The sequence below is a fragment of the Amphritea sp. genome, from assembly GCF_050300915.1.
In the GTDB taxonomy this organism is placed as follows: Bacteria; Pseudomonadota; Gammaproteobacteria; order Pseudomonadales; family Balneatricaceae; genus Amphritea.
This window is the reverse complement of sequence record NZ_JBNKYN010000029.1, coordinates 14,296-39,626: the sequence shown is the minus strand read 5'-3', so window position 1 is coordinate 39,626 and position 25,331 is coordinate 14,296. Positions and strand designations below refer to the sequence as shown.

The following is a 25,331-nucleotide window of genomic DNA, read 5'->3' as shown; positions in this document are numbered from 1 at the left end:
CCATGAATGATATCTATCTGGATAACAACGCCACCACCATGGTCTCTCCTGAGGTGCTGGAGGAGATGCTGCCGTTTTTTTGTGAGCAGTTTGGCAACCCGTCTTCGCTGCACAATTTTGGTAATAAGGTCGGCTTTGCGCTGAAAAAAGCGCGCCAGCAGGTGCAGACGCTGCTGGGGGCAGAGCATGATTCCGAAATCGTGTTCACCTCCTGTGGTACCGAATCGGATTCCACTGCGATTCTCTCAGCACTGAAAGCGCAGCCGGAACGTAAAGAGATCATTACCACCGTGGTTGAACACCCCGCGGTGCTGACCCTGTGCGAATATCTGGAAACGGAAGGTTACACCGTCCATAAACTGGAAGTGGACAGCAAAGGGCGTCTCGATCTGGATAAGTACGCCAGTCTGCTGAGTGACAAGGTTGCGGTGGTCAGCGTGATGTGGGCCAACAATGAGAGTGGTACTATCTTCCCGGTTGAGAAGATGGCCGACATGGCCCATGAAGCCGGTGTTATGTTCCATACCGATGCGGTTCAGGCGGTGGGTAAACTGCCGATCAACCTGCAAGAGAGCAATATTCATATGCTCTCTCTGTCCGGTCATAAACTGCATGCGCCGAAAGGTATTGGTGTGCTCTACCTGAAACGCGGCACTCGCTTCCGTCCGCTGTTGCGCGGTGGTCATCAGGAGCGTGGACGTCGTGCGGGCACTGAAAATGCCGCTGCTATCGTTGGGCTGGGCAAAGCCTGTGAACTGGCGATGCAACATATGGCATTTGAAAATACCACGGTGAAAGCGATGCGTGACCGACTGGAAGAGGGCATCCTCGCTGCTGTTCCTTATAGCTTTGCCACCGGGGATGTGGATAACCGACTGCCGAATACCGCCAGTATCGCGTTTGAATATATTGAGGGCGAGGCGATTCTGTTGCTGATGAATAAGGTCGGTATTGCTGCCTCCAGTGGTAGTGCCTGTACCTCTGGCTCGCTGGAACCTTCCCATGTAATGCGGGCGATGGGGATTCCCTATACCGCTGCCCACGGTACGGTGCGTTTCTCTTTCTCTCGCTACAACACCATGGAGGAGGTGGAACGGGTGATTGCCGAAGTACCGGAGATCGTTGCGAAGCTGCGTAAGCTGTCCCCTTACTGGGAAGGTGATGGACCGGCAGAAAGCCCAGAACAGGCGTTTGCACCGGTTTATGCCTGACCACTTGGTGTAGGGAGGGATTCGAACCCTCCCTGTGTCTCTTTATTGACTAAGCTTTTTATTGACTAAGCTTTGCGCTGCGCGCTGCGGTTAGCTGGAGGTAATCATGACTGAGTGTCTTGCGTATTCAAGCATTGCTGACGCTGTCACTAATTATGAAGATCTGATTGTCGCCTTTGCCTCGATGGAAGGAGATATGGTCGATCAGCATTTTGGTTCAGCGCAGGGATTTTTCGTTTACTCGGTTAACAGCCATTCGGCATCGTTGCTGGCCAGCCAGAGTTTTGCCGCTGCTGCCCAGGATGGTAATGAGGATAAGCTCAAACCGAAACTGAAGTGGCTGGTGGGGGCTGATCTGGTCTATTGCGGTTCGATTGGCGGATCGGCCACCCGTCAGCTGATCTCTCTGGGGATCACCCCGGTGCAGGTGAAAGGCGGCCCGGATGTCGATGAACTGCTTGATTCAATTCAGGCGCAGCTGAGAGGTGAGAAAGCGTTCTGGTTGCAAAATATTATCAATCAGAAGGGCAGGCAGAGCACCGATGGTTTTGCGATTACGGCCGATGAGGACTGGGACGAGTAGGAGGCTGACTCAGCGCGAGTTGTTTACCAGCCAGCGAAACAGGGCAAATTGCGAGGGCAGGTAGATAAGATATTCCGGGTGCCACTGCACGGCGATGATCTTATGTCGTTCTGACTCGACCGCCTGAGTGATCTTATCCAGATCATGACCAACAATAGTCAGCCCCTCTCCGGTGGACTTTATCGCCTGATGGTGCAGGCTGTTGACCCTCAGGTGAATCTTGTTAAAGATGCCTGCCAGTTTTGATTCAGCGGTTATTTTTACCTGTTTGGTTGGCAACAGTCCCGGTCTGTTATAGGTATGCAGGCGAATAGGTCGTATATCCTGATGCAGAGAGCCCCCCAGAACCACATTGATCAGTTGCGCGCCGCGACAGATGCCCATCAGTGGCATATGGTTGTCCAGCGCCTCTTTGATCCAGTAGATCTCTAACTCATCCCGTGCCGGGTCGCTTTTGACCGGCTTATCCATATCGCCCTGATAGTGCTCCGGGCTGATATCATCACCGCCACCAATCAGCAGGCCATCCAGCGGTTTGCCACTGGGTGGGTGGCGCACGCTGATACGTTCAGGGATTCCCCCTGCCAGTCGCAGGGCGAGCGCAGCGCACCACCAGCCGGGAGACCAGGAACGGGCGGTGCCGGTTACACCAATGCGTGGTCGTTTAGCCATTGATCAATATACTCTGTCCACTGTTTACGACTGACACCGAACAGTGGTTGTCCGGCGTTAAGAAATGCACTGCTCAGCTCATCCAGAAGATCAGGCCGGGCAGCCAGCTGCTCAACCACCCACCAGGTGTTCCAGGCAAACATCAGGGACCAGTCCGGGTGTTCAATATTGCAGTTGGGCAAACGGTAATGAAAGGTGGGTCGGGCGTTTATTTTCGTATCCTCCACCCGGCTGCGAACCCTGTCTTCATCGATCTCAGCCAGCAGTGGCAGCAGATCCAGCGCGCGGTTGCGGGAGGGGTTGTATTCAAGGTAATCGTTGAAGATCATCTCCATATCCGGCTGCACACGGGATAGTAACTGGTTAATATATCTCTCTGGATAAAGATCGATATAGGGGCTGATCTTGCGGGTGGTGTTAACCTCGTGGGCCTCAACCAGCCACCACTGCAACAGGGCAAAGGCTCTCAGATAATTAAACACAGTGGTGGCATCCAGGCTGGGTATTTCGCTATTGATATGCACCCCATAAGCAGCGATCATCGACTCCTCGGTGCCGACTGCTCCGGCGTTTCTCAGCGCTGTTACCAGTTGATCAAGTGAATTCAGACGGGACAGGGGAATCGGTGGACAGACAACCTCAATGGGCACCAGCAAACTGGCGGCATCGCTGATCAGATCGAGTAGTTCGCGGTTTTGCTCACCGGCTGCGGCCGCTTTTTGCTTGAGAAAGTTCCAGTCCAGTTCAATGTTGAACTCGCCCAGCCCCTCAACCCTGAGCTTATGTTCAGCAGCGGTTTCAGATTGCAGGGTTGCTTCCAGGGAGGTTCTGACGATATCTGAGGTTTGTCGCAGGGTAAGTCCGGAAAACTCCAGTTCAAAGCCGACCCGGCGCTCAGCGCCAGCAGCGTTGGTGGTGCAGGAGGGTAATTTATAACTGATTGCTCTCTCCATGGCTCAACATTCCTGTTATTGGTTCTGGCTTATAAAGGGGTACGGATCAAAACCCCTGTCAGATCAGTCATCGAATCTGGCTGAATCATTTAAGCAGAAGTATACCAAAGACCTTAACCGGGAAGGGGGCCGGGGAGTAAAGGTAAATATGACTCTATTCCTGTATCAGGGGGGCACTAAATCTGGTTTGCTGGAGGAATTCCGGCAAACATATTATCGCATATCCAGCTCTGGATATTACGGGTCAGGGCTGAAGGGCCAACTAACATCATCCGTTTTTCGACAATCGCCTGTTTATAGGATTCATCTCCCATCCAGCAGCTGACCATGGTTCGCAGATCGGTGGTGAGATAGATATCCACATCTTTGCCGGGATCTTCCAGACAGATATCCACGTGACAGCCTTTCACCAGTAGCCACCAGTTATTCAGCTTATTCAGATCGGTAAATTTGAACTGAATAACCGACTGGTCACCGGGTAGCATCGCGGTATTGATGCTGCGTTGCAGGTAAAGCATCAGTAGCTCAACATCGAGATCGGTGTCGCGGATATCCCCTCTGGCCCAGCGCATTCCCCACTCCCCAACGGTTTGCAGCAGGGGCAGGGTTTCCCGCCCCGCCTGAGTCAGAAAATATTCATAACCGCGCTGTCCGGGGATTTTTTTCCGCAGGATCAGCTCAGCATCCGCCAACTCGTTGAGTCGTTTTGTGAGAATGGTTGGTGAGATAAGCGATAACCCCCGCTGAAACTCATTAAAACGAGAGGCACCCATATGAAGTTCGCGCAGTAACAACAGGGTCCACTTTTCACCCAGTAACTCCAGTGCCTTAGCGATTGGACAAAACTGACCATATTCCATAACTACACCTTTTACTGCCTTGCGGCCCGGAAATGTTGGCGGGATTTATCGCTGCATCGGATTCTGTAGTGGGTTACTACAGATTACGTAGTGGGTTACTACAGTTTGAGAAGCAGTTGAATCCGTCCTGAAGGCTTAATCTACCTATATCAGAGTAGTTCATTCTGATACTCAAATAAAAAATACGGAGAACGATCATGCCACTTATTACTGTTAACCTGATTGAAAATGTATTCAGCGATGAAGAGAAAGTCGAAATCATCAGCAAACTCACCGACACTATGGTCGCTATCGAGGGTGAAAATATGCGCGGAGTCACCTGGGTGAAAATTGAAGAGGTGAAAGAGGGGGATTGGGGCATCGGCGGTACAGCGCTGACGTCAGCGATGGTGCATCAGCTGCAGCGAGATGGCGTGCTTTAATTTAAACAGCAAAGACCGGGGCGAAAGCCCCGGTCTGGTGCCATATACAGACCCTAGAGTCTGTTGTTCAGAGAGTTCTGATCAGGGCTCGTGCGGTGCAACGCGGGCTGATCTGACCAGAACTTTAACGGTATGTGCAACGATTAAACTGCGCCCCAGCCTTCACGCTTGGCATCGGTGATCATCGTCATCGCAGCGTCAAAAGCAACACTGGGATATTTAGGCTTATACGCTTTCAGCTCTTCGTAGACGGTGACCAGTTTGTTGCCTGCAGACTGACCTTTCAGATCGCTTTTCTCAATCGCCAGCTCCTCCATTGTCTCGTTCCAGGGAACGCCCTGAACCATCGGAATCAGGATAAAGCTGAAACCGGAAATTTCGGTCACTAGCGGTTTTTCCAGATTGACGACATAGATCAGGGCGCTGATATCGCTGGCAAAATCTGCGCTGTACTTATCCATCAGGGCGGGGAGTGAGTCCATGGAGTCAATAATACCGCCAAGCATTCTGATTTTGTCGTCTGCCAGTATAAACACGCCCCGCATGACATCGACAGGGGGCTTGGAGTGGCCTTTGTCATCGCCAATCTCACCTTCCACCAGAATCAGCTCACCCCGATAGGCTTGCATCGGTGTATCTGTAGATTCGAGAAAGTTTACGTTAAAGAACAGCCCATCCTGCTTATATTGATCTAGTAACATTTGCTTACTCCAGAGTATATAAAACCGTATTCATTGAATTTTTCTACAATCTGCAATTAGCGTACCTAAGGTAGGTTTTTGTTTAACTTAATGATTTACATGGAGAAAAATTTCTCATCTCGATTTTGTTCCATCATGGGGCGCAAAATCATCACATATTGTTGTTTTCACTGCAGTCGTTCGTTTCAGCGTTTGTCAGGTTTATGACAAACATTAATCCATATCCCCTGCGAGAAATTCATCAATCTCCCGCATAATGTAGTGATTTTTCGGCAGCTCTCTGACCAGAGACTCCGCTTCTTCGAAACTGAAGCCCTGTAGAGTAAAGCTTTTGGCGCCGATAATCTGGGTGTGGTAGTTCAGCTCCAGTTTCAGAATCCGGTCACCGGTCATCGGGTTGTGATACAGCGATGCTAAGGCGATCAGCCCATCTTCCAGTTGAATAATCCGGTTAAGCTCGGTGTTCAGTACGGTATTCATAAGTGCTTCTCTAGATGTTTAACCAGCGCGGCATCCATATTGGCAATATGCTGATGTAACCACTCATCAACCCGTTCATTTATATAGGCTCTGGCCATTGTCAGGCGGCCCTGCTGCACTCGCTGGTTAAACTGTCGCAGTTCGGTCAGCAGGCGATTATGTTCGCCACAGTGCTCGTTTTTACCCGGATAGTTGTATTGTTCTATTAACTGTTCTTCGCGTTTAAAGTGCTTCTCCGTATGGCTCAGAAGCTCACTGAAGAGGGTTTTGAACTGCCCATTTTCTGAGGATTTCAGCCGGGAGGTGATCTCAGAAAAGTGCTGATGATCACGGTCAATGTCTGCATGATTCAAATTTTGCATGAGTAAACCTTTAAGCTTGACAATCTTGTTTGTCCTGATGCTCCAGCAATTTACACGCCAATCCGGGCGGGCTGGTATAGCTTTTGCAGCTGCACTTTGATGTGATGCGCTTTCTAAGTGTCCTTTATCAGTGTCCTTTAATAGGTGCGTTAGCGCAGCTGCAAACAACTCAGTCACAGAGGTTTTAGCCGATGGTGAAATCGACACCTGTACTTATGGCAGTGGCCAGCAAGGATGCTGTTTCGATCAATCTGCATTTTGGTCATACCAAGGCATTTTTAATCTATCGTGTATCCGCAGATTACTGCGAATTTGTCGAGCGACGGGCCGTAGACCACTACTGTCAGGGGCATACCGGTGACCGGTCTGCTCTGGAGATGATTTTGCAGACGATCAATGATTGTCATGCGGTGTTTGTGGTTAAAATCGGCGACGGGCCGCAAGAGAAGTTACAGCAGATCGGTGTTACCGCCGTCAGCGATTACGGACATGAAGCGATTGAAGCGTCGCTGCTTCACTATGTACAAAAATCTGACTGGAGCTGATGATGACCGATATAGAGCACTGGCTATCGAAGCATCAACTCAGCCCGGTTGAAGTGGATTGTGCTATCGCGGTGATGCTGAAAATTATTGATGGTAAATGCAAAATGACGGAACAGGAAAAAACCGTCATGGCTGCGCTCTATGACGGGGTTCGCTCGTTGCATCATCCACTGCTGGAGCCTGATGTGCACAGCTTGATCGCAACCGCCCGGCATAGTGAGGATGAAGCGGTTAAACTGCAGGTGTATGAACAGCGGCTGCTGGCTGAAACGATTATCTCCCGGCCAGTTATGAAACGGTTTAAAGCCCGCATCCGCCAACTGGGGTTACTGGACGAGATATAAGAGGTTGTTATTCAATGACCTGGATCTTCTCTTCAGCCTTTATTACTCATTTTGGTTTCATCTCACCAATAGTCTTAGCGCTATTCTAAAACCATACACGTACTATAATGGCTCAGGTAAATGACTTACTTTACCCGCTATATGGAGTCAGGCAGCGCTTTGAATGTTCAACTGATCCTATCAGGCCGTGTGGCTTACGCTGTTTTTTTTCTGCTCTATGTCGGGTTAGCATTCTTCTTTTCAAGTTTTAGCCCTCAGGCGCAGATTGTTTCGCTGTGGCCTTCGGCGGGTGTTGCGTTGGCGGGCTGTCTGGCTTTTGGTAGCCGTTTTCTACCCGCTATTCTGCTGGGTTCTCTGGTGTTTAATTCTGGTAATTATTTCTGTCAACAGGGTGAGCTTGGGTTGCCCGTTGTCCTGACCTCCGGGGTGATTGCGCTTGGTTCGGTGGTGCAGGCATGGGCTAATTACCGTCTTTTGCGATTCAGACAGGTCAATATTCTTGACGCGCCCTCATACGCTCAGGTGATAAGATTTATCGGCATCGCCTTGCTCTGCTGTCTGATCAGTGCCGTGGTGGGCAATGCTGCATTGAGTTTTAGTCACAGCACGGATGTTGCGCAGCTCTACTGGAATAACGTGCTGATCTGGTGGATAGGGGATTTTTTAGGTGTCATCCTGGTAACGCCGCTGTTGTTAGGGCTGTTTCTTCGTCAGCTGGACAAAGGTGCCAGGTTGCGTCTGTTGAAGTCGTTATCGATCCCTCTGTTTATTATCATCACGGGTTTTCAGGTAGCGCAGCAATATATTGAAGCGGCGGTGGTGGCTAAGACTGAAAATGATTTTGCCCTTAAGTCCGAAGCGTTGGAAAACACTCTGAAAGAGCATATGAGTAGCTATATCAATGCTCTTAATCAGCTGGGAAGCCGTCTGGCGCAGACCGACGAGGTCGATCAGAAGGTATTTGACGAGTATAGCCGGCCCTATCTTGAGGCTCTTCCCGGATTCGCGGCGATCTCCTGGGATATTGTTATCAACCAGAATGAGCTGGCTGTTTTTGAACAGCATGCCCAGGAGGAAGTGGACCCGGAATTTAAGGTTATAGGTAAACCTCTGTTGCCGACGGATCCGATGGTGATAGTTGAGTATATTCAGCCGTTACAAGAGAATAATCCGGCATTGGGATTCAATGTTTTTTCCAACGAAGCCCGTAAGCAGAGTATGTTGCAGGCCAGGGCAACCCGGGAAGATACCGCGACCGATATCATTGAGCTGGTACAGGCTAAACATGATAAGCAGGGGTTTCTGATCTTCTCTCCGGTGTTTCAGCAGGTTGATCCGGGGGATAGCTCTCTCGGAGGTCTTGAAACACTGAAAGGTTTTGTTGTTGGCGTCTTTCTGGTATCTGAAATTCTCGATAATAGTGAGATCCTTCAACGGCTGGATTATATTGATCTCTATGTATATGAAAATGATAACCCGGCAGACAGAGTGTTTGGCAACGCAGCCATCATGAAAGATATCGCTGCTGGGATAGGCCTGAACCATCAGTTCGATATGGGCTTCGCAAACCACCGGTGGATCTTTAATCTGCATGTCAATGCCAGTGAGGTGACCGCACTTCAGGTTGGCGATAGTCTGAATTTTCTGCTGGCTGAAGCGTTGTTTGGCTCTCTCGCAGTGCTGATTGTACTGTCATCGTTTGGCTATCATGAGCGGTTGAGTCGACTGGTGAGCCTGCGTACCGATGAGTTGAAACAAGCCAATGCAGAGCTGGAACACTTTGCTTTTCATGATGCGTTGACCGGTCTACCCAATCGACGCCTGTTTCTTGACCGGGTTGAGCATGCGTTAGCGCTGTGTCGGCGCAACACCTCGACTGCGGCACTGCTGTATATGGATCTGAACGGCTTTAAAGCGGTCAATGACAGATTAGGCCATGAGATCGGTGATCAGCTGCTAAAGGCTGTCAGTCAGCGATTTAGCAAGGTGCTGCGTGACAGTGATACTCTGGCGCGCTTAGGTGGTGATGAGTTTTCGCTGCTCGTGCCAGACAGTCCCAGTGTGGATGATGTTAACGTTATCGTGAAAAAACTGAGTGCCTCTCTCTGTGATCCGTTTGAGTTAGCGGGAACGCAGCTGCATCTATCCAATAGTATCGGCGTAGCGTTCTTTCCACAGGATGGAAGCAACCGGGTGGATCTGATTGCTGCCGCAGATACCGCCATGTATGCGGCGAAGAAGAGTGCCGTGACACTGTGTTTTTATTCCCCTGAGCTACAGGTGAAACCGGGGCTTTCAGGTGATATCGAGCGGTTGCCGCAGTAGTCCCTGATAACAGCTGCTCTGATCATTACCTCGCCAGCCACCCGGTCAGCAGACAGGTCGACAGGATCATCACTAGTGAACTTTGCGCTAATATGACGGTTGACGAAGGTGCCGGAGCAATCGTCATACCTATCACCGTTCCCGCCAGTAGCAGCAGGCAGATAATGGTGATGGCGGTTAATTTAAGTGCTGAGATATTGGCGCCGAAGAGAAACAGGAACAGTCCTGTAATCAGTATGCAGGCTTCAAATAGCAGCGCCAGCGGCATGTTATCCCAGAGCCCCAGTCCGACTTTAAAGGAGGTCTCTCCTAGAACAGGGATGTTGGGATTATGGACGGTAAAATCCAGCAACCAGTGGGATAACACCAGCACCGAAACCATAAACACAGCACGAAACCCCAGTCCTTTATGTTCTGCATACCACAGAAACGAAGCGGCCCCCGCCATCGCTGACCAGATAGCCGCAGCAGACAGGCTGTGAGAGTAGGCGAAATTAAATGTCAGTTGATGCTTGTCGGCGTAGTTCTGAGGCACCGTGACCGATTCCCAGCCAAACAGTATAAAGCTCCAGAGTAACAGGTCGAGCAGCAGTGCCGCAGCAACCAGCACCCCTAAATTAACACGCCGTTCCAGGCGACTGATAGCAAGCGCGGCACCAATATGACCTGCTAACATACAGACCTCTCAGAGAAAACAGTGCCTGAAGCGGCTAACTTCACGCAAGAATTTTGCCATAACTACTACTGTGAATATCGACAACCTCCACTGTGATCGATATCCCAGTCAGACCCATTTCTGTTAACCCCTTCTGTACTGTAGAAGATAAACGCTGTTTTTGCTCATCTGTTCTGCCGCTTAAAATACGGATCGTGACGTGGATGAACGGGGCGGGGTCTGCCCCGGTGAGGAAATCTTCGTAGGCTAGTGCCCGGGTTTTAATATCAGGCCCCTCAAACAAGCCTGATGTCAGCGCACCATTGTAGACAGTCTGCATCAGTGTTAAGGGGGAAAGTTGCGATCTGAGTGTGTCTGAATATTCAATAATACAGTGTGGCAAGGGGTGTACTCCGGTATAGGTGTGGTCTGCTGCGCTACTGGCTAACGAAGCGGTTGTTAGTCGATATGCAGCCAGTTAAACGAACGCTTTAAAAAGCTTTCCGCCTGGCTGGTGATGATCTGTCCGTGGGCCATAACGATCTTTTGCGGGTGCCAGTGCAGTATCTCCAGCAGGTGCTGTTTTGCCTGCTTTTTATTGAACATAAAGCTCAGACGCCAGTCCAGGGGCATCTTGCCGTTGGGGGCTAAAATGCCGGCGGCAGAGGCCACCCAGCGTTTCAGTGGGGTGAATGACTCGGGGGCAAAGTTTTCGATCAGATCGGTGACAATCAGTGTTGCCGAAGGTTTATGAAAAAACACACACTCTTCCATCGCTGGGGAGCCGGTAAACAGCAGTTGTGCGATATCTTCTGCCCAGGGAGCATTAAAATGTGGGGTGAAAATTCCTTCAAAACAGATCTCCGGGCGTTTTTGCTGCAGGGCTTTTGTGCCAAAGGTGAGCGCTTCGGGATAGCGATCTTGCCAGGCCTGGATAAACAGGTGGTGCAGCGGGTTGGGGGAGATCAGATAGGTAACGCTTCCCAACTGCTCAACCTGTTGGCTCAGCTCGGGGGTTAGTTCGATGGGGCTATGAACCCACAGCTGATTACCCGGCAGCCTGATGACAGTCATCCGCGTGGTGTAGGGCAGGGTGAAAAACGGCACCGCAGCCCCTTCAAAAAGCCAGATGTTTTCACCAATCTCAGTCACAACTCTCTCCATAACAGCGATTTAACACAACCTGACAGATTAATATCAGATGATTGCGCTGCTGTGAAATAAAAAAAAGCCCTGACATAGAAAAGGCCGGAAATGACTTCCCAGCCTTTTGCTGATCACCACTCTTACAAGGAGGCTACGCTGCCAGTTGCTGCTCCCGCAGGATTTTAGCCGCTGCAACCATATTGATCAGGCTGGTGGCTACCTCATCCCAGCCGCGGGTTTTCAGGCCACAATCCGGATTGATCCAGAGCCGCTCTGCCGGAATCAGCGTGGCAGCTTTTTCAATCAGCGCCTGAATCTGCTCCACCGTGGGGGTGTTCGGGCTGTGGATATCGTAGACACCCGGGCCGATCTCATTGGGGTAGTTAAACTCGGTAAACACCTCCAGCAGCTCCATATTGGAACGGCTGGTTTCGATGGTGATGACATCGGCATCCATATCGGCAATTGCCTGAATAATATCATTGAACTCGGCATAGCACATATGGGTGTGGATCTGCGTTTGCGGCTGTACCCCGCTGGCGGACACGCGGAAGGCATAGACCGCCCACTGCAGATAGAAATCCCAGTCTGAGCGTTTCAGCGGCAAGCCTTCACGAATGGCCGGTTCATCGATCTGAATCGCAGCGATTCCGGCTTGTTCCAGATCGACTACCTCATCCCGCAGGGCCAGCGCGATCTGCAGACAGGTTTCAGAACGCGGCTGATCGTCCCGTACAAACGCCCATTGCAGCATCGTCACAGGACCGGTGATCATCCCTTTAACCGGCTTGTTGCTCAGCGACTGCGCGTAACGGCTCCAACTGACGGTCATCGCTTCTTTGCGCAGAATATCACCATAGATAATTGGCGGTTTTACACAGCGGGAGCCATAGGATTGCACCCAGCCAAGCTGACTGGTGGCGTAGCCTTCCAGTTGTTCGCCAAAATATTCCACCATGTCGTTACGTTCCGGTTCACCGTGCACCAGCATATCCAGCCCATAGCGCTCCTGGCGTTCGATACAGTCCTTAATCTCCGTCTGCATAATCGCGGTATAGCTGACCTCATCCAGTTTGCCGCGGCGAAAACGGGCCCGCACAGAACGGATATCGCTGGTTTGCGGGAATGAGCCGATAGTGGTGGTTGGGAACGCCGGAAGCTGTAGCTTTTGCTGCTGTCTGATGGCACGTTCGGCATAGGGCAGGCCGCGCTCACCATCCTGGGGGCGCAGCCCGTTAACCCGGCGTTTCACCTCGATACGGTGCACTCGCTGGGATGCGGTGCGAGCACTAACATCCCACAGATTGGCTGTTAACAGAGGGCTGTTCTCTCCCTCTAACGTCTGTTTCAGCAGCGTAATTTCGGCCAGTTTCTGCCGCGCAAATGCCAGCCAGCTGTAGAGCTCGGGGTCAAAGCCGCTTTCCTGCTCCAGATCGACCGGCACATGCAGCAGTGAACAGCTGCTGGAGAGCCAGAGGTTGTCACCCCGCTGTGCCGCAACGGGTTTAAGCCGCTCTGCCACGGCAGTAAGATCGGTTTTCCAGATATTACGGCCATCAATGACGCCCACTGAGAGCACGTGGTCTGCTCTGAGTCGCTCGCTGAAACGGATAAACTCATCGCCGCCACGCACTGCATCCAGATGAAAGCCATCCACCGGCAGATAGGCGGTGAGATCAAAGTTACTGTCCAGTGCGCCAAAGTAAGTGGTCAGCATCAGCTTTAATCCGGTGCCACTGCTGCTCAGGGTCTGATAAGCCTCTCGATAGGCTTCCTGCCATTTGGGCGGCAGTTCCAGCACCAGTGCGGGTTCATCGATCTGCAGCCAATCAATATCTTTGCGAGACAGGAGGTTCAGCAGGCCTTTATAACTCTCCAGCAGAGCAGGTAACAGCGTTAGTTTGTCAAACTCTTCAGCGGCACATTTCGCCAGCCACAGATAGGTAACCGGGCCGATAATCACCGGCTTAACCCGATGGCCGGCTTGCTGCGCTTCGCTTATCTCCGCCAGCAGTTTTTCCGGATTGAGAATAAACTGTTGTGTCGCGGTCAGCTCGGGCACCAGGTAGTGGTAGTTGGTATCAAACCATTTGGTCATTTCACAGGCACGGGTAGCGTTGCCTGACGGCGCCCGCCCCCGGGCCATGCGAAAGTAGTTATCAAAACTATCGCAGCTGCCATCGCTAAACCGCTTAGGCACCACTCCCAGCAGTACCGAGTGGTCCAGCACCTGATCATAGAGAGAGAAATCATTGACAGTGACCAGGTCCATACCGCTTTCAGCCTGAATATTCCAGTTTTGCATTCGCAGAGACTTTGCCACATCAGCCAGCTCATTGCGGCTGGATTTTCCATGCCAGTAGTTCTCCAGAGCGAACTTCAGTTCGCGCTGAGCGCCAATACGGGGAAAGCCCGGAATATGTGTTTTCACCATCTTCTCCTGTTGATAGTTCGGTCTTTAGATATACCTGTCGGGCTTGTGTTGATCCGACAGTGGAGAGGATTATGGTGCTGATTTAATATGAGGTAAATTGATATAAAATCACAAATTATTGAATATAATTAATACAGTATGTTTTATAACCAACAGTTTTATCAATGACTGTATTGAGCGTCGTTGTAACGATGCTGGTTAAGGGGTATTCCGCGGAGTGTCCGCTTTTTTCTCTGTTGTCACCGGTCGTTCCGATGGTTTGCGCCACACATACCAGAGGGCAAAAACAACAGTCGTTCCTGCCAGTAGCTTCAATCCGGGATGAAAGCTGAGGAACAGCAGTGGGTAGCTGATCATTATCAGCATCATACTGGTGGCGAACAGTTTAGCTTTCAGAGGGATCACCCCGTGTTCTTCCCAGTCACGGATATAGTGGCCAAACCAGCGATGGTTGAGCAGATACTGGTGCAGACGTTCCGAGCTGCGGGAAAAACAGAATGCAGCGAGCAGTAAAAAAGGGGTCGTTGGAACCAGTGGTAGTAGCAGCCCGATAATGCCCAACAGAACAAATAAAAAACCGCCAATCAGGAAAAGCCCCCGGGTTAGTGTCTGGCGCACAGTTTCTCCTTAATGGTCTGTATGGAATCATCCTAGCAGATCTGGCACCGGCAGATCTGCTGATATGCTCTCTATGAAGTACTATTTTTAACACTGCCACTGCCCGTACACTGCCAGAAGTGACCTCTGCGCGCTAATTCAAACCTGAGTGGCTGGCAGAACTCATCCCAGAGTGGCGGCGGGCTGTGACGAATACTTTTAAACCTCCCCCGGTTGGGGCATATACCTGTAACAAGAGTCAGAGGTAGTATCGCTATAAGGACAAAATCGATATCAGCCTGATTGTTTAGGCTTGATTTTGTAAAAAATAATGAACAATATGCTGCTATCATTTCTAACTGAACCAGTGGAAATCGCTCTCAGAAGCGGTGGCTGCACATAACGAGAAGCAAGAGGCGTGTTCCATGAGCAAATCTTCTACAAAGCCTGCATTTAACTGGGAAGATCCGTTTTCCCTGGAGACTCAACTGACCGAAGAGGAACGGATGGTGCGTGACGCCGCCCGTGATTACTGTCAGGGTCAGCTGTTACCGCGGGTGACGGAAGCCAACCGTAACGAAATTTTCCACACCGAAATTATGCAGGAGCTGGGTGAACTCGGCCTGCTGGGGTCTACGCTGCCAGAGCAGTACGGTGGTTCAGAAGTTAACTATGTGTGCTACGGTCTGGTGGCCCGTGAAGTTGAGCGGGTCGACAGTGGTTATCGTTCGGCTATGTCGGTGCAGTCCTCGCTGGTAATGCACCCGATCTATGCTTACGGCAGCGAAGAGCAGCGGATGAAATATCTGCCTAAACTGGCCACCGGTGAGTGGATCGGTTGCTTTGGTCTGACCGAGCCGGATGTAGGTTCTGATCCAAACAATATGAAAACCCGCGCCACTAAAGTGGATGGCGGTTACATCCTTAAAGGCGCGAAGATGTGGATCACCAACTCGCCGGTTGCCGATGTGTTTGTGGTCTGGGCGAAGCTGGATGGTGTGGTACGTGGTTTCGTTCTGGAAAAAGGGATGCCGGGTCTGAGTGCGCCGAAGATAGAGGGTAAGTTCTCTCTGCGGGCGTCAGTCACTGGTGAGATCGTCATGGAGGATGTGTTTGTCCCTGATGAAAACCTGCTGCCCGGTGTTGAGGGACTGGCTGGACCGTTCGGTTGTCTCAATAAAGCCCGTTACGGTATCGCCTGGGGTTCACTGGGTGCGGCTGAGTTCTGCTGGACCGCTGCCCGTCAGTACACCCTCGACCGTATCCAGTTCCAGCGTCCGCTGGCTGCCAACCAGCTGGTGCAGAAAAAACTGGCGGATATGCAAACTGAGATCTCTCTGGGTCTGCAGGGCTGTCTGCAGATGGGCCGTCTGATGGATGACAATCGTTGCCCGGTTGAACTGATCTCGCTGATGAAGCGCAACAACTGTGGTAAGTCGCTGGATATCGCCCGGGTTGCCCGGGATATGCACGGCGGTAACGGCATCTCCGATGAGTTTGGCGTGATCCGTCATGTGATGAACCTGGAAGCGGTGAATACCTACGAAGGTACCCACGACATTCATGCCCTGATTTTGGGTCGTGCGATGACAGGCATTCAGGCGTTCTTCTGATGGCTGGCGCGTTGAGTCATATCAGAGTACTCGATCTCAGCCGTATTCTGGCGGGCCCCTGGGCCGGCCAGATGCTGGCAGATTTTGGTGCTGAAGTGATTAAGGTGGAGCGTCCTGGCTGCGGTGATGACACCCGTGGCTGGGGGCCTCCGTTTGTGAAGGACCCGGAGGGTAACCCCACGGACGCCGCTTATTTTCATGCGGCGAACCGGGGTAAACACTCGATTGCGATTGATATGACCACCCCTGAGGGGCAGGCGCTGATTAAGCGTCTGGCGGCTGAGGTCGATGTAGTTATCGAGAACTATAAAGTCGGTGGCCTGAAAAAATATGGTCTCGACTATGACAGCCTGAAAACGGTCAATCCCGGGCTGATCTACTGCTCTGTCACCGGTTTTGGTCAGGATGGTCCCTATGCGCAACGGGCCGGTTATGACTTTATGATCCAGGCGATGGGCGGGCTGATGAGTGTCACCGGTGAGGCTGATGGTCAGCCGATGAAGGTGGGCGTCGCGCTGGTGGATGTGATGACCGGCTTATATGCCTGTAACGGTATTCAGGCGGCGCTGCTGCATCGCAATGAAACCGGTGTAGGACAACATATCGATATGGCCCTGCTGGATGTCCAGGTGGCGACGCTGGCGAATCAGGCGATGAACTATCTGGTGGGAGGCAAACCGCCGGTGCGTCTGGGCAATGCCCATCCGAATATCGTTCCCTATGAGGCGTTCCCGACCGCCGATGGTCATATTATTCTGGCGGTGGGCAATGATGGTCAGTTTGCCAAGTTCTGTACGCTGGCAGGTGCGCCGGAGCTGGCGGATAACCCCGCGTTTGCCACCAACTCACTGCGGGTGGAAAACCGTGCACAACTGACACCGCTGGTGGCCGAGCTGATGCGCAGTCACAGCAGTGACTGGTGGCTGGAGAACCTAGAGTCGCAGGGGGTGCCGTGCGGGCCGATCAACACGCTGGATAAAGTGTTTGCTGACCCTCAGGTGAAACACCGGCAGATGCAGGTCGAGCTGCCGCATCCGTCGGGTGGCAGTGTGCCGGGTGTTGCCAGTCCGGTGAAATTTTCGCACACGCCGATAGAGTACAACGCCGCGCCACCGACACTGGGGCAGCATACCGATACTGTACTGGCCACTCTGGGGCTGAGCGAAGCGGAAATTACACAATTAAAAGCACAAAAGGTTATCGCCTGATCGTCAGTGAATGACCGTGAAGATGCTTGTATATTGCTCATCTATCGTTCTGTATTCTGATGCGCGCCCGGAGATCACTCGCGGGCGGCATTGCTGTTTTTGGAGTCACATATGATTACCCTGAAAGACCCTTCTTTGCTAAAGCAACAAGCCTACGTCAATGGTCAGTGGATCGATGCGCTGAACGGCGCAACCAATGCGGTACTGAATCCGGCCACCGGTGAGCAGATCGCCACCGTGCCAGATCTGGGCGCAGAAGAAACTGAAGCCGCCATCGCCGCCGCTGATATTGCCTTTAAAAGCTGGAAAAAGAAAACCGCGAAAGAGCGTTCTGTGCTGTTACGTAAGTGGTTTGAACTGATTGTGGCCAACAAAGACGATCTCGCTATTCTGATGACCGCTGAACAGGGCAAACCGATTGCAGAATCCGCCGGTGAAGTATTGTATGGCGCGTCGTTTATCGAGTGGTATGCGGAAGAGGGAAAACGGGCTTACGGTGATGTTATCCCGTCCCATGCAGCGGATAAACGTATAATCGTCACCAAAGAGCCGATCGGCGTGACCGCGGCGATCACTCCCTGGAACTTTCCCAATGCGATGATCACCCGTAAATGTGCCCCTGCGTTGGCAGTGGGTTGCACCATGATTATCAAGCCCGCTGAAGATACACCACTATCGGCGCTGGCATTGATGGAGCTGGCAGACCGCGCGGGTATTCCCGCAGGTGTTATCAACGTTGTCACCACTAAGCGTCCAATCGAAGTGGGTAAAACCCTCACCGATAGCTCGGTGGTGCGTAAACTCTCCTTTACTGGCTCGACCCCGGTGGGTAAACAGCTGATGCGTCAGTGTGCTGACACGGTGAAGAAAACCTCGATGGAACTGGGTGGTAACGCGCCGCTGATCATCTTTGATGATGCGGATCTCGATAAAGCGGTGCCCGCCGCAATCGCCTCTAAATACCGCAACTCCGGTCAGACCTGTGTTTGTGCCAACCGTCTGCTGATTCAGAGTGGTATCTATGAAGAGTTTGCCCAGCGCTATGCCGCCGAGGTTGCCAAACTGCAGGTGGGTAACTGCTCGCAAGGCGAATTTCAGCAGGGGCCGCTGATCAATAAGGCAGCGCTGGATAAAGTGACCGCGATGGTTGACGATGCGGTGGCTAAAGGGGCGCGTATCGTTGCCGGTGGCAAACCCCACGCACTGGGTGGCAATTTCTACGAGCCGACCATTGTTGCTGATATCACTAAGGATATGCGTCTGGCCCATGAGGAGATCTTTGGCCCGGTGGCGCCACTGTTCCGGTTTGATACTGAAGAGGAAGCGGTGCAGATCGCTAACGACACCGAGTTTGGTCTGGCGGCGTACTTCTTTACCCGTGATTATGCCCGGGTGTTCCGGGTGTCTGAAGCGCTGGAATACGGCATGGTAGCGGTCAACGATGGTATTCTGTCAACCGAGGTGGCCCCGTTTGGAGGTGTCAAAGAGTCGGGTACCGGTCGGGAAGGCTCTAAGTACGGTATGGAGGACTACCTGGAGATTAAATATACGCTGGTGGGCGGGTTGTAACAGCACTGACTGGTTAAAAAAGGCTCTTTGCGCCAGAGAGTACTGGAAGAGAGTACCGGAGCAGGGGCCTTTAGGGCATAAAACAGATCCACCACAGAGGACACAGAGAGCACAGAGAAAAGCTGGTTAACAATGCTTCTCCGTGTCCTCTGTGAACTAGTATGCCCTTTGGGTATAGCATGCCTTTTGGGTACTGTGGTAAACGCTTTTTAGCATCAGGCGTTGATTATTTTCAGCCGGTTTATAGCTGGCTGAGCAACTGCTCCAGCTTCACCTGATCCGCGGCAAAGTTGCGGATACCCTCTGCCAGTTTTTCGGTGGCCATCGCATCTTCATTCATCGCCCAGCGGAACGCCTGTTCACTGTTTTCAACTTTCGCTTCATTGCAGAGAGGAGCACTGGCAAATAGTTTCTGATCCAGGGGTAGCTTGGTTTCAGCCAGTTCTTCAATCAGCCCGGGGCTGATGGTTAGCCGGTCACAGCCTGCCAGTTGGCGGATCTCTTCACTGTTGCGAAAGCTGGCACCCATCACCACGGTGTTATAACCGTGCTGTTTGTAGTAGTTGTAGATACGGCTGACGGATAGTACGCCGGGATCTTTAGAGCCGCTCAGCTCAGTGCCCTCTGGGCTGTTGGCTTTATACCAGTCCAGAATCCGCCCGACAAATGGCGAGATCAGGAACACACCGGCATCGGCACAGGCCACCGCCTGGGCGAAGCCAAACAGCAGTGTCAGGTTGCAGTTGATACCCTCTTTTTCCAACTGACGGGCCGCTTCGATCCCTTCCCAGGTGGAGGCGATCTTGATCAGCACCCGCTCATTAGCGATACCCGCTTCGTTATACAGACCGATCAGTTTTTTCGCTTTAATGATCGTTGCCTGGGTATCAAATGACAGGCGCGCATCCACCTCGGTGGAGATACGACCCGGAATCAGCGAGAGTATTTCGCAACCGGCCAACACCGCCAGCTTATCGGTCATATTCGCCAGCTGTTCGGCATCGCTGCCACCCTGGCTCAGCGCCCAGGCTTTGGCCTGTTCCAGATAGGGGCGGTAAGCCGGGTCCTGACTGGCTTTCAGCAGCAGGGAGGGGTTGGTGGTTGCATCCACCGGTTTCAGATCGCGGATCGCATTAATGTCGCCGGTGTCGGCAACAATGGTGGTCATCTTTTTAAGCTGATCCAGCTGGCTTTCCATTGATATATTCCTTATTCCATAATCTGTTAGAACGCAGCTACTTTAGCAACCGCGTGTTTCAAAACGTCGACATCAGCACCGGCCTTGTGAGCATTCTCGCTCAGATAGCGGCGGAACTGGCGTCCGCCCGGCTGGCCGTGAAACAGGCCCAGCAGATGGCGGGTAATATGGCCCAGATAGCAACCCTGGCTCAGTTGCTCTTCTATGTAGGGGTACATCTGTTCGATAATCTCTAAGCGGGTTTTCACTGCCGCGTCCGGGTTATAAAGCTTGTCTACCTCCGCCATCATATAGGGGTTGTGGTAGGCTTCGCGGCCGATCATGACACCATCAACATGCTGCAGATGTGCTTTGCTTTCATCCAGTGTTTTGATGCCACCGTTTATCAGCACTTCCAGATCGGGAAACGCCTGTTTTATCTGGTAGACCCAGTCATAGTTCAACGGTGGTATATCCCGGTTTTCTTTCGGACTTAACCCCTGAAGTATCGCTTTTCTGGCATGGATTATAAAGGTCTTACAGCCGGATTCCCGGACAATTGAGACGAAATGATGAAGTTCTTCATAGCTGTCCATATCATCAATGCCCAGCCGGTGTTTCACCGTCACTGGAATGCTCACGGCGGACTGCATCTTTTCCAGGCACTCAGCCACCAGACCCGGATGGGCCATCAGGCAGGCACCGATCATATTGTTCTGCACCCGGTCGCTGGGGCAACCCACATTGAGGTTAACCTCATCATAACCAAACTCTTCGGCCATCTGGGTACAGGTGGTCAGGTCTTCGGGATTACTGCCACCCAGTTGCAGGGCCAGTGGATGTTCCTGCTGGCTGTACTGCAGAAACCGTTCCCGGTCGCCATGAATCAGCGCGCCGGTGGTCACCATCTCGGTATAGAGCACCGCGTTCTGGCTGATAATCCGGTGGAAATAACGGCAATGCCGGTCCGTCCACTCCATCATCGGTGCAACTGAAAAGCGTCTATCCGGCGTATTCCGCGGGGTTGCTGGGCTGTGGCTTGTTTTGGCTGGTGTTTTCAAAGGTCTATTTTTTGGTCTGATTGGGTTGTTTTAAGGTGTTTTTGGGAAGACAGTGCAACATAAATTGCAACATGAACTCATGTTGCAGTGGTTCATGTTGCACTGAGTGCTGACTATTGACACCCCATACCGCTGCGGCTGAATCTGTTGCGTATAACACTCGGAATCGTATTCTGCGGAAAGGCGCGATTATATAACAAGAAAGCAGAACATTCGATAAAGTGCCGCTTGCTAACGTGGGGGCGGTGTGGGGCTGGCATATTTTGATATACAAAAAAAATTAGTCGTCTGGAGAATATCCAACCTTAGAAAAGACTACTTTAACTGAGTAGTAATATTTTTAGAAAGCTCGGTTAATGCATGTTCCAATTCACTGTCAATGATACCTCTTACATAATTAGGCTTAACCTGTTGAGACTTTATGAAGTCATCATGCTCAGACAAAAGCTCCCACATTTGTTTTAACAGTTGTTTTTCAGGAAATCGTCCAGACTTGAACCAACCTCGATATTTTTCTCCTATCGACTCCTCTTCATGGCCAACTTCGGCAAGTCTCTCAGCTAAATATTCACAAAAGGATCTGATATCGATACCAGCATGTTTCAGTGCTGATCTAAGTTCATTCATATCATCGGGTGAAGCGCGCTCTGATTCTTTGGAAATTATCGACATTGAGGGGCTGCCTCTTTCATCGAATCAAATAGCCATTTTGTATATCGTTCTGCTGAAACAACCTTCCAGGTAAGATCTATATCTTCAACTGCCTTTGTGACAATGCAGCTGCATATTTCCTGTTTGTTGGAATATATTGACTTTTTCAAAACCCTGCTATCACCATTAACACAGAGATCCATCAAACGGTATTCCGCTAACGCAGGTAATCTAGTTTCTGTCATTACCTCATTGATACCGGCACCACCAAGAAGACAACTTAAAGCAATCAAGCCCTGCGATAGTTGTTTGACTTGCTTGAATTTGCGGCCATATAAGTTCGTCTGGCAGCTTTTGCAGATGCCAGCATTATTTCCAATAGCACGAATACGAGTTTCCCCATCGCAAGATGGACAGGTGATTGTTAAGCAATCATTACTAACTTCAGACATAAAACTTGTCCCTGTTCTGCTGTCCCACGATGTCCCCAAAGGGTGTTGCAATATCAATCTGTACTTCACAAAACAGATTGATTGAATCTTTGGAGATAACGCAATGACTTACAATAACTGCACCAGCAAACGTACTGGTGATCCATTAAAAACCTACTTCACTCAGAGTGAAGCAGTGCATGCTGCTGATTATGCACTGAATACCTACCAAAACTCTATGGTTCCATATACATGTGAGGATTGTGGTCACTGGCATTTATGTCCTGAAAGTCGGCATACACCTAGTCAAACCTGTAATTCTTGTAAAGATCGTAATGGGCGGCCTAAGCAATTATATCTTTCCTATAGAGCGGCGATTAAACGCGCTAATTGTATCTATGACGAGCGTGGGGCGCGGTTAAGCGTGTACGAATGCTGCCATAACTATGGTTGGCATCTAACCAAAGCAGATGTGTGGTGAGGTGCGATCATGAAAAAACATATTGTTCTTGTTTCATTAGATTGGGAACGTCCACAGGACGGGCGCTCTAGTCTTGGAATCGCATCAATTGCTGCATCTTTGAAAGCAGCAGAAATTCCGTATCAAGTCATTGAAGATGCGGTTAACAGTCCTGATTTTGACTATTTATCGCTGGAACGGCGAGTATTAGAAACCATCAATGAATTGGAGTCTTTAGGTCATGAATGCTTGGTTGGGATCGGTGCTTTTATCTGGAATGAACAGCAGACACAACAACTGACGAAGTCTGTACGGACAGTAACTAACGCAACCCAGGTATTGGGAGGACCACAAATTTCCTACATGGAGGTAGGGCAGTTGGAACTAAACTACCCTTATGCCGATATATTTGTTCGAGGTCATGGTGAAAAAGCGATGGTCTCCTTAGCGACAGAAAGCATACACTCGAGTGCAGGTATTCATTTTTCTGGAACAAAAGACCTTGGCGAAAAAGCGGAGCATTCGTTAAATGATTTACCATCACCGTGGCTAACAGGAATTCTGATCCCAGGGAAGAACATACGCTGGGAAACAATGCGAGGATGTCCATTCCGTTGCTCCTTCTGTCAACACAGAGAGTCGGGAAACCGTTTTAAAACTAAAGAGCAGCAATTAGATATTATTCGGATCCAGAACGAAGTGAATTTATTTGCTAAATCGGGTGTTAAACGAATATCTATTTTGGATCCTATTTTTCATCTGGACACTCCTAGAACCGTTGAACTTCTTAATCAATTTCGAGATGTCGGTTTGACAGCTCAGCTTGCTCTCCAATGCCGGTTTGAATCTGTAAAAGATGAGTTTCTGGATGCTCTTGAAGGACTGGAAGTTGTGCTGGAGTTTGGCTTACAAACTGCAATCCAAGAGGAGGGGAAGCTAATAGGTAGGCCAAATCGACTTGATATAGCCGAGAAAGTTATTCACAAACTCAAAGCACGTAACATCCCATTCGAAATTTCATTGATATACGGGTTACCTGAACAAACTGTCGAGAGCTTTGGGCGCTCTTTGGCCTGGTGCCGGAGTCAGGGTGTGCCAGAAATTCGCGCATGGCCTCTCATGATTTTGCGAGGAACAGAGCTGGATAAACAGAGAGAATGTTTCGGGTTAGTGGAATCCACAGACGAAACTATTCCACATGTCATCGCCAGTAATAGCTTTAATCACGCTGAGTATCTACAAATGAAAGCATTGGCAGACGCTTCGAACATACGTTGTATTATTAATGAGCCGGAGGGATCGAATTATGGCATTTTTTATCGTGCTTGAAGCACTCGATGGTGTCGGCAAAACAACTCTGGCAAAGATGCTAGCCCATCATTATGACTATAACTTTATGAGCACTCCTGGATCAGAGCTTCAGCTTATTCGAGAGAAAATCATCAAGGGGTTGGGCCAATCCCAAATAGCACGAGCGCTTTTCTATGCTGCTACCGTGCAAGCTGAAGGAGAAAAGGCTTCAAGTTTTCGGCAAGTCGGAGAAAACGTAGTAATGGACCGCTATAGTGCTTCGACAATTGCTTATGCCGTAGCGCGAGGTATAGCTATGGACCTGGATGCGTCCTTATCTAAATCTATAAAACCTGATTTAACTATTTTACTGACGTTGGACGAACAGGAGCGCCAGAGTCGCCTGATTAAGAGGGGGGCAAGCGATGAAGATTTGGAAACATTGAATCCTATTTTTCGTCAACGGGTGTTAGTTGAGTTACGGCAACGTATTGATACGGAGCTAGATTTGAGTGGGTTGACTGAAGAGGAGGCTCTTGCGCAGGTTTATGCATGCATTCAAAGTCATCTAAGCTAATTTATTAAGTACTATTTTTTAGGAAAACCTTAACGTCAAAATTCCTGCTGGCTTATCCCGATAAATCGGGGTAGGCCGGATCGTAATAGTTCTTGGTGATATTATTATTTTGTAAGAACTTCAATGATCTGTTTCAGGTTTTCTATTGATAAATCTGGCGTCTGAGCTACATTAGTTCAGACTAAATTATGACTAGATCATGGTATTGTCACACTGGAAGCAAGATATTGCCCGGCTCTCATCACACAAACCGGACCAGTTCTGATTTGCGACTGATCTTTAATTTTTTGAACGCTCTTTTCTTGTAGGTGATAATGGTCGATTCCGATAATCCAAGGGCATTACCGGTCGACTTGGCGGTATGGCCCTGCAGAATCATATCGCAGATCTGCGCTTCCCGCTCCGAAAGGCCCGAGGCGAGCAGGGACTTAATCATGCCACGTTGTTTACGTTCATCACGGAAATGTTTTAACAGCAATGATCCTATCAGTGAGGCGACCTGTTTCAGCGAATCAAGCTGACCTTCCGCAAAGCCATCCTCCTTCTTACTGTAAAAGTTGACATAAAAGATATGCTGGCTGGTTCGGTCCAGCACGACTAATGAGAACTTGGTATCGAAGTTGGGGACGTTAAAAAAGCGTCGGCGATAAACGGGAGGAAGTTGCCGTTTCGCCAACAGGCGGTAGGGCGCTGCGTCAGCTTGGGAGAGGACGGACTGCTTCAGCTCTTTTAACATCGGGTCATCCAGATAGGCACCATCCAGGTAGAGGGAAGCCAGCTGGAGTCCCAGATCAGGACGCTCGACATTATGCGCCAGTCGACAGGTCGCGTAATCACCATTGGGGGAGAACTCGAACACCATATACTGATCGATCTGGGCGAGGGTTTTCATCATCTGAAAGAAGCGGGGATAAAACTCACCGCTGCCGAGCCGGTCAATGCAGCCTGCAACCTGCTCAGCTATATCTGGCCAAATATCTCGTGAGCCGTGCATATTGACCTCT

General features: G+C 50.6%; 27 protein-coding genes. 11 read left to right on the top strand and 16 right to left on the bottom strand.

Annotated elements, in window-relative coordinates:
* Positions 1 to 2: 2 nt before the first annotated feature.
* Together nifS and ACQY8X_RS09755 are read left to right on the top strand one after the other, a co-directional pair.
* A complete protein-coding gene (nifS, locus tag ACQY8X_RS09760; RefSeq protein ID WP_428034954.1) occupies positions 3 to 1,211 on the top strand; it encodes a cysteine desulfurase NifS in 1,209 nt (402 codons plus the stop codon).
* Positions 1,212 to 1,317: 106 nt separating this feature from the next.
* Positions 1,318 to 1,794 (top strand): NifB/NifX family molybdenum-iron cluster-binding protein, encoded by a 477-nt coding sequence (locus ACQY8X_RS09755; protein WP_428034953.1) that lies wholly within the window; start codon positions 1,318 to 1,320, stop codon positions 1,792 to 1,794.
* 9 nt (positions 1,795 to 1,803) lie between these two features.
* Here the strand turns inward: ACQY8X_RS09755 and ACQY8X_RS09750 are convergent, their stop codons facing one another.
* The 3 genes from ACQY8X_RS09750 to ACQY8X_RS09740 all read right to left on the bottom strand — a co-directional run bounded on the left by ACQY8X_RS09750 (position 1,804) and on the right by ACQY8X_RS09740 (position 4,279).
* Positions 1,804 to 2,466 (bottom strand): gamma-glutamyl-gamma-aminobutyrate hydrolase family protein, encoded by a 663-nt coding sequence (locus ACQY8X_RS09750; protein WP_428034952.1) that lies wholly within the window; start codon positions 2,464 to 2,466, stop codon positions 1,804 to 1,806.
* Positions 2,439 to 3,419, bottom strand: a complete 981-nt coding sequence (locus ACQY8X_RS09745) for an amidoligase family protein (RefSeq protein ID WP_428034951.1) — start codon at positions 3,417 to 3,419, stop codon at positions 2,439 to 2,441. Before ACQY8X_RS09745 ends, ACQY8X_RS09750 begins: the two co-directional genes overlap by 28 nt.
* Positions 3,420 to 3,595: 176 nt before the next feature.
* Positions 3,596 to 4,279, bottom strand: coding sequence for a winged helix-turn-helix transcriptional regulator (locus ACQY8X_RS09740; RefSeq protein ID WP_428034950.1), 684 nt, complete (start codon positions 4,277 to 4,279; stop codon positions 3,596 to 3,598).
* 197 nt (positions 4,280 to 4,476) lie between these two features.
* Here ACQY8X_RS09740 and ACQY8X_RS09735 point away from each other — a divergent pair, with 197 nt between their 5' ends.
* A complete protein-coding gene (locus ACQY8X_RS09735; protein ID WP_428034949.1) occupies positions 4,477 to 4,701 on the top strand; it encodes a tautomerase family protein in 225 nt (74 codons plus the stop codon).
* Between the two features lie 143 nt (positions 4,702 to 4,844).
* Here the strand turns inward: ACQY8X_RS09735 and ACQY8X_RS09730 are convergent, their stop codons facing one another.
* The 3 genes from ACQY8X_RS09730 to ACQY8X_RS09720 all read right to left on the bottom strand — a co-directional run bounded on the left by ACQY8X_RS09730 (position 4,845) and on the right by ACQY8X_RS09720 (position 6,244).
* Complete coding sequence (locus tag ACQY8X_RS09730) at positions 4,845 to 5,402, bottom strand: hypothetical protein (RefSeq protein WP_428034948.1); 558 nt, start codon at positions 5,400 to 5,402, stop codon at positions 4,845 to 4,847.
* A gap of 213 nt (positions 5,403 to 5,615) precedes the next feature.
* Positions 5,616 to 5,882 carry a hypothetical protein gene (locus ACQY8X_RS09725; RefSeq protein ID WP_428034947.1) on the bottom strand — a complete coding sequence of 89 codons (267 nt, stop codon included), beginning with the start codon at positions 5,880 to 5,882 and terminating at the stop codon, positions 5,616 to 5,618.
* Positions 5,879 to 6,244 (bottom strand): bacteriohemerythrin, encoded by a 366-nt coding sequence (locus ACQY8X_RS09720; RefSeq protein ID WP_428034946.1) that lies wholly within the window; start codon positions 6,242 to 6,244, stop codon positions 5,879 to 5,881. Before ACQY8X_RS09720 ends, ACQY8X_RS09725 begins: the two co-directional genes overlap by 4 nt.
* A 191-nt stretch (positions 6,245 to 6,435) precedes the next feature.
* Here ACQY8X_RS09720 and ACQY8X_RS09715 point away from each other — a divergent pair, with 191 nt between their 5' ends.
* The 3 genes from ACQY8X_RS09715 to ACQY8X_RS09705 all read left to right on the top strand — a co-directional run bounded on the left by ACQY8X_RS09715 (position 6,436) and on the right by ACQY8X_RS09705 (position 9,458).
* A complete protein-coding gene (locus tag ACQY8X_RS09715; RefSeq protein WP_428034945.1) occupies positions 6,436 to 6,789 on the top strand; it encodes a NifB/NifX family molybdenum-iron cluster-binding protein in 354 nt (117 codons plus the stop codon).
* Positions 6,789 to 7,133, top strand: a complete 345-nt coding sequence (locus ACQY8X_RS09710; RefSeq protein ID WP_428034944.1) for a hypothetical protein — start codon at positions 6,789 to 6,791, stop codon at positions 7,131 to 7,133. Before ACQY8X_RS09715 ends, ACQY8X_RS09710 begins: the two co-directional genes overlap by 1 nt.
* A 120-nt stretch (positions 7,134 to 7,253) precedes the next feature.
* Positions 7,254 to 9,458 carry a diguanylate cyclase domain-containing protein gene (locus ACQY8X_RS09705; protein ID WP_428034943.1) on the top strand — a complete coding sequence of 735 codons (2,205 nt, stop codon included), beginning with the start codon at positions 7,254 to 7,256 and terminating at the stop codon, positions 9,456 to 9,458.
* Between the two features lie 25 nt (positions 9,459 to 9,483).
* Here ACQY8X_RS09705 and ACQY8X_RS09700 read toward each other — a convergent pair whose 3' ends face one another.
* The 5 genes from ACQY8X_RS09700 to ACQY8X_RS09680 form a co-directional block, all read right to left on the bottom strand.
* On the bottom strand, positions 9,484 to 10,134 hold the full coding sequence (locus ACQY8X_RS09700; RefSeq protein ID WP_428034942.1) for a hypothetical protein: 651 nt from the start codon (positions 10,132 to 10,134) through the stop codon (positions 9,484 to 9,486).
* Positions 10,135 to 10,174: 40 nt separating this feature from the next.
* A complete protein-coding gene (locus tag ACQY8X_RS09695) occupies positions 10,175 to 10,516 on the bottom strand; it encodes a 5-carboxymethyl-2-hydroxymuconate Delta-isomerase (RefSeq protein ID WP_428034941.1) in 342 nt (113 codons plus the stop codon).
* A gap of 56 nt (positions 10,517 to 10,572) precedes the next feature.
* Entirely contained in the window at positions 10,573 to 11,265 is a 693-nt protein-coding gene (locus tag ACQY8X_RS09690) for a DUF4336 domain-containing protein (RefSeq protein ID WP_428034940.1), read from the bottom strand.
* A 145-nt stretch (positions 11,266 to 11,410) separates the two neighbouring features.
* Positions 11,411 to 13,693, bottom strand: a complete 2,283-nt coding sequence (metE, locus tag ACQY8X_RS09685) for a 5-methyltetrahydropteroyltriglutamate--homocysteine S-methyltransferase (protein ID WP_428034939.1) — start codon at positions 13,691 to 13,693, stop codon at positions 11,411 to 11,413.
* Positions 13,694 to 13,891: 198 nt separating this feature from the next.
* The gene (locus tag ACQY8X_RS09680) at positions 13,892 to 14,311 is read right to left on the bottom strand and encodes a YbaN family protein (protein ID WP_428034938.1); all 420 of its coding nucleotides are present in this window, start codon (positions 14,309 to 14,311) and stop codon (positions 13,892 to 13,894) included.
* Between the two features lie 404 nt (positions 14,312 to 14,715).
* Between ACQY8X_RS09680 and ACQY8X_RS09675 the strand changes: the two genes are divergently transcribed.
* The 3 genes from ACQY8X_RS09675 (at position 14,716) to ACQY8X_RS09665 (ending at position 18,680) form a co-directional block, all read left to right on the top strand.
* Complete coding sequence (locus ACQY8X_RS09675) at positions 14,716 to 15,903, top strand: acyl-CoA dehydrogenase (protein WP_091356399.1); 1,188 nt, start codon at positions 14,716 to 14,718, stop codon at positions 15,901 to 15,903.
* The gene (locus ACQY8X_RS09670; RefSeq protein ID WP_428034937.1) at positions 15,903 to 17,111 is read left to right on the top strand and encodes a CaiB/BaiF CoA transferase family protein; all 1,209 of its coding nucleotides are present in this window, start codon (positions 15,903 to 15,905) and stop codon (positions 17,109 to 17,111) included. The genes ACQY8X_RS09675 and ACQY8X_RS09670 overlap by 1 nt, the downstream gene beginning before the upstream one ends.
* A gap of 111 nt (positions 17,112 to 17,222) precedes the next feature.
* Positions 17,223 to 18,680 carry an NAD-dependent succinate-semialdehyde dehydrogenase gene (locus ACQY8X_RS09665; RefSeq protein WP_428034936.1) on the top strand — a complete coding sequence of 486 codons (1,458 nt, stop codon included), beginning with the start codon at positions 17,223 to 17,225 and terminating at the stop codon, positions 18,678 to 18,680.
* Positions 18,681 to 18,921: 241 nt separating this feature from the next.
* On the opposite strand, the gene tal is transcribed toward ACQY8X_RS09665, so the two are convergent.
* From tal to ACQY8X_RS09645, 4 genes are all read right to left on the bottom strand, one after another.
* Complete coding sequence (gene tal / locus ACQY8X_RS09660) at positions 18,922 to 19,878, bottom strand: transaldolase (RefSeq protein ID WP_428034935.1); 957 nt, start codon at positions 19,876 to 19,878, stop codon at positions 18,922 to 18,924.
* Positions 19,879 to 19,904: 26 nt separating this feature from the next.
* A complete protein-coding gene (dusA, locus tag ACQY8X_RS09655) occupies positions 19,905 to 20,918 on the bottom strand; it encodes a tRNA dihydrouridine(20/20a) synthase DusA (protein WP_428034934.1) in 1,014 nt (337 codons plus the stop codon).
* A gap of 315 nt (positions 20,919 to 21,233) precedes the next feature.
* The gene (locus ACQY8X_RS09650) at positions 21,234 to 21,590 is read right to left on the bottom strand and encodes a hypothetical protein (protein ID WP_299200549.1); all 357 of its coding nucleotides are present in this window, start codon (positions 21,588 to 21,590) and stop codon (positions 21,234 to 21,236) included.
* Complete coding sequence (locus tag ACQY8X_RS09645) at positions 21,581 to 22,021, bottom strand: hypothetical protein (protein WP_428034933.1); 441 nt, start codon at positions 22,019 to 22,021, stop codon at positions 21,581 to 21,583. The genes ACQY8X_RS09650 and ACQY8X_RS09645 overlap by 10 nt, the downstream gene beginning before the upstream one ends.
* 469 nt (positions 22,022 to 22,490) lie before the next feature.
* Between ACQY8X_RS09645 and ACQY8X_RS09640 the strand changes: the two genes are divergently transcribed.
* Positions 22,491 to 23,789 carry a B12-binding domain-containing radical SAM protein gene (locus tag ACQY8X_RS09640; protein WP_428034932.1) on the top strand — a complete coding sequence of 433 codons (1,299 nt, stop codon included), beginning with the start codon at positions 22,491 to 22,493 and terminating at the stop codon, positions 23,787 to 23,789.
* Complete coding sequence (locus tag ACQY8X_RS09635; RefSeq protein WP_299200542.1) at positions 23,767 to 24,327, top strand: dTMP kinase; 561 nt, start codon at positions 23,767 to 23,769, stop codon at positions 24,325 to 24,327. The genes ACQY8X_RS09640 and ACQY8X_RS09635 overlap by 23 nt, the downstream gene beginning before the upstream one ends.
* A 241-nt stretch (positions 24,328 to 24,568) precedes the next feature.
* On the opposite strand, the gene ACQY8X_RS09630 is transcribed toward ACQY8X_RS09635, so the two are convergent.
* Positions 24,569 to 25,321: a helix-turn-helix domain-containing protein gene (locus tag ACQY8X_RS09630; protein WP_428034931.1), complete on the bottom strand. Its 753-nt coding sequence runs from the start codon at positions 25,319 to 25,321 to the stop codon at positions 24,569 to 24,571.
* Between the last annotated feature and the right edge of the window lie 10 nt (positions 25,322 to 25,331).

Coding starts and splice junctions, on each gene's coding strand:
- ACQY8X_RS09730 (WP_428034948.1), bottom strand. CDS start 5,402: ATGTTACTAGATCAATATAAGCAGGATGGGCTGTTCTTTAACGTAAAC.
- ACQY8X_RS09720 (WP_428034946.1), bottom strand. CDS start 6,244: ATGCAAAATTTGAATCATGCAGACATTGACCGTGATCATCAGCACTTT.
- ACQY8X_RS09650 (WP_299200549.1), bottom strand. CDS start 21,590: ATGTCGATAATTTCCAAAGAATCAGAGCGCGCTTCACCCGATGATATG.
- ACQY8X_RS09630 (WP_428034931.1), bottom strand. CDS start 25,321: ATGCACGGCTCACGAGATATTTGGCCAGATATAGCTGAGCAGGTTGCA.
- ACQY8X_RS09745 (WP_428034951.1), bottom strand. CDS start 3,419: ATGGAGAGAGCAATCAGTTATAAATTACCCTCCTGCACCACCAACGCT.
- ACQY8X_RS09710 (WP_428034944.1), top strand. CDS start 6,789: ATGATGACCGATATAGAGCACTGGCTATCGAAGCATCAACTCAGCCCG.
- nifS (WP_428034954.1), top strand. CDS start 3: ATGAATGATATCTATCTGGATAACAACGCCACCACCATGGTCTCTCCT.
- tal (WP_428034935.1), bottom strand. CDS start 19,878: ATGGAAAGCCAGCTGGATCAGCTTAAAAAGATGACCACCATTGTTGCC.
- ACQY8X_RS09740 (WP_428034950.1), bottom strand. CDS start 4,279: ATGGAATATGGTCAGTTTTGTCCAATCGCTAAGGCACTGGAGTTACTG.
- ACQY8X_RS09645 (WP_428034933.1), bottom strand. CDS start 22,021: ATGTCTGAAGTTAGTAATGATTGCTTAACAATCACCTGTCCATCTTGC.
- metE (WP_428034939.1), bottom strand. CDS start 13,693: ATGGTGAAAACACATATTCCGGGCTTTCCCCGTATTGGCGCTCAGCGC.
- ACQY8X_RS09755 (WP_428034953.1), top strand. CDS start 1,318: ATGACTGAGTGTCTTGCGTATTCAAGCATTGCTGACGCTGTCACTAAT.
- ACQY8X_RS09705 (WP_428034943.1), top strand. CDS start 7,254: ATGACTTACTTTACCCGCTATATGGAGTCAGGCAGCGCTTTGAATGTT.
- ACQY8X_RS09665 (WP_428034936.1), top strand. CDS start 17,223: ATGATTACCCTGAAAGACCCTTCTTTGCTAAAGCAACAAGCCTACGTC.
- ACQY8X_RS09635 (WP_299200542.1), top strand. CDS start 23,767: ATGGCATTTTTTATCGTGCTTGAAGCACTCGATGGTGTCGGCAAAACA.
- ACQY8X_RS09700 (WP_428034942.1), bottom strand. CDS start 10,134: ATGTTAGCAGGTCATATTGGTGCCGCGCTTGCTATCAGTCGCCTGGAA.
- ACQY8X_RS09750 (WP_428034952.1), bottom strand. CDS start 2,466: ATGGCTAAACGACCACGCATTGGTGTAACCGGCACCGCCCGTTCCTGG.
- ACQY8X_RS09670 (WP_428034937.1), top strand. CDS start 15,903: ATGGCTGGCGCGTTGAGTCATATCAGAGTACTCGATCTCAGCCGTATT.
- ACQY8X_RS09675 (WP_091356399.1), top strand. CDS start 14,716: ATGAGCAAATCTTCTACAAAGCCTGCATTTAACTGGGAAGATCCGTTT.
- ACQY8X_RS09735 (WP_428034949.1), top strand. CDS start 4,477: ATGCCACTTATTACTGTTAACCTGATTGAAAATGTATTCAGCGATGAA.
- ACQY8X_RS09725 (WP_428034947.1), bottom strand. CDS start 5,882: ATGAATACCGTACTGAACACCGAGCTTAACCGGATTATTCAACTGGAA.
- ACQY8X_RS09640 (WP_428034932.1), top strand. CDS start 22,491: ATGAAAAAACATATTGTTCTTGTTTCATTAGATTGGGAACGTCCACAG.
- ACQY8X_RS09715 (WP_428034945.1), top strand. CDS start 6,436: ATGGTGAAATCGACACCTGTACTTATGGCAGTGGCCAGCAAGGATGCT.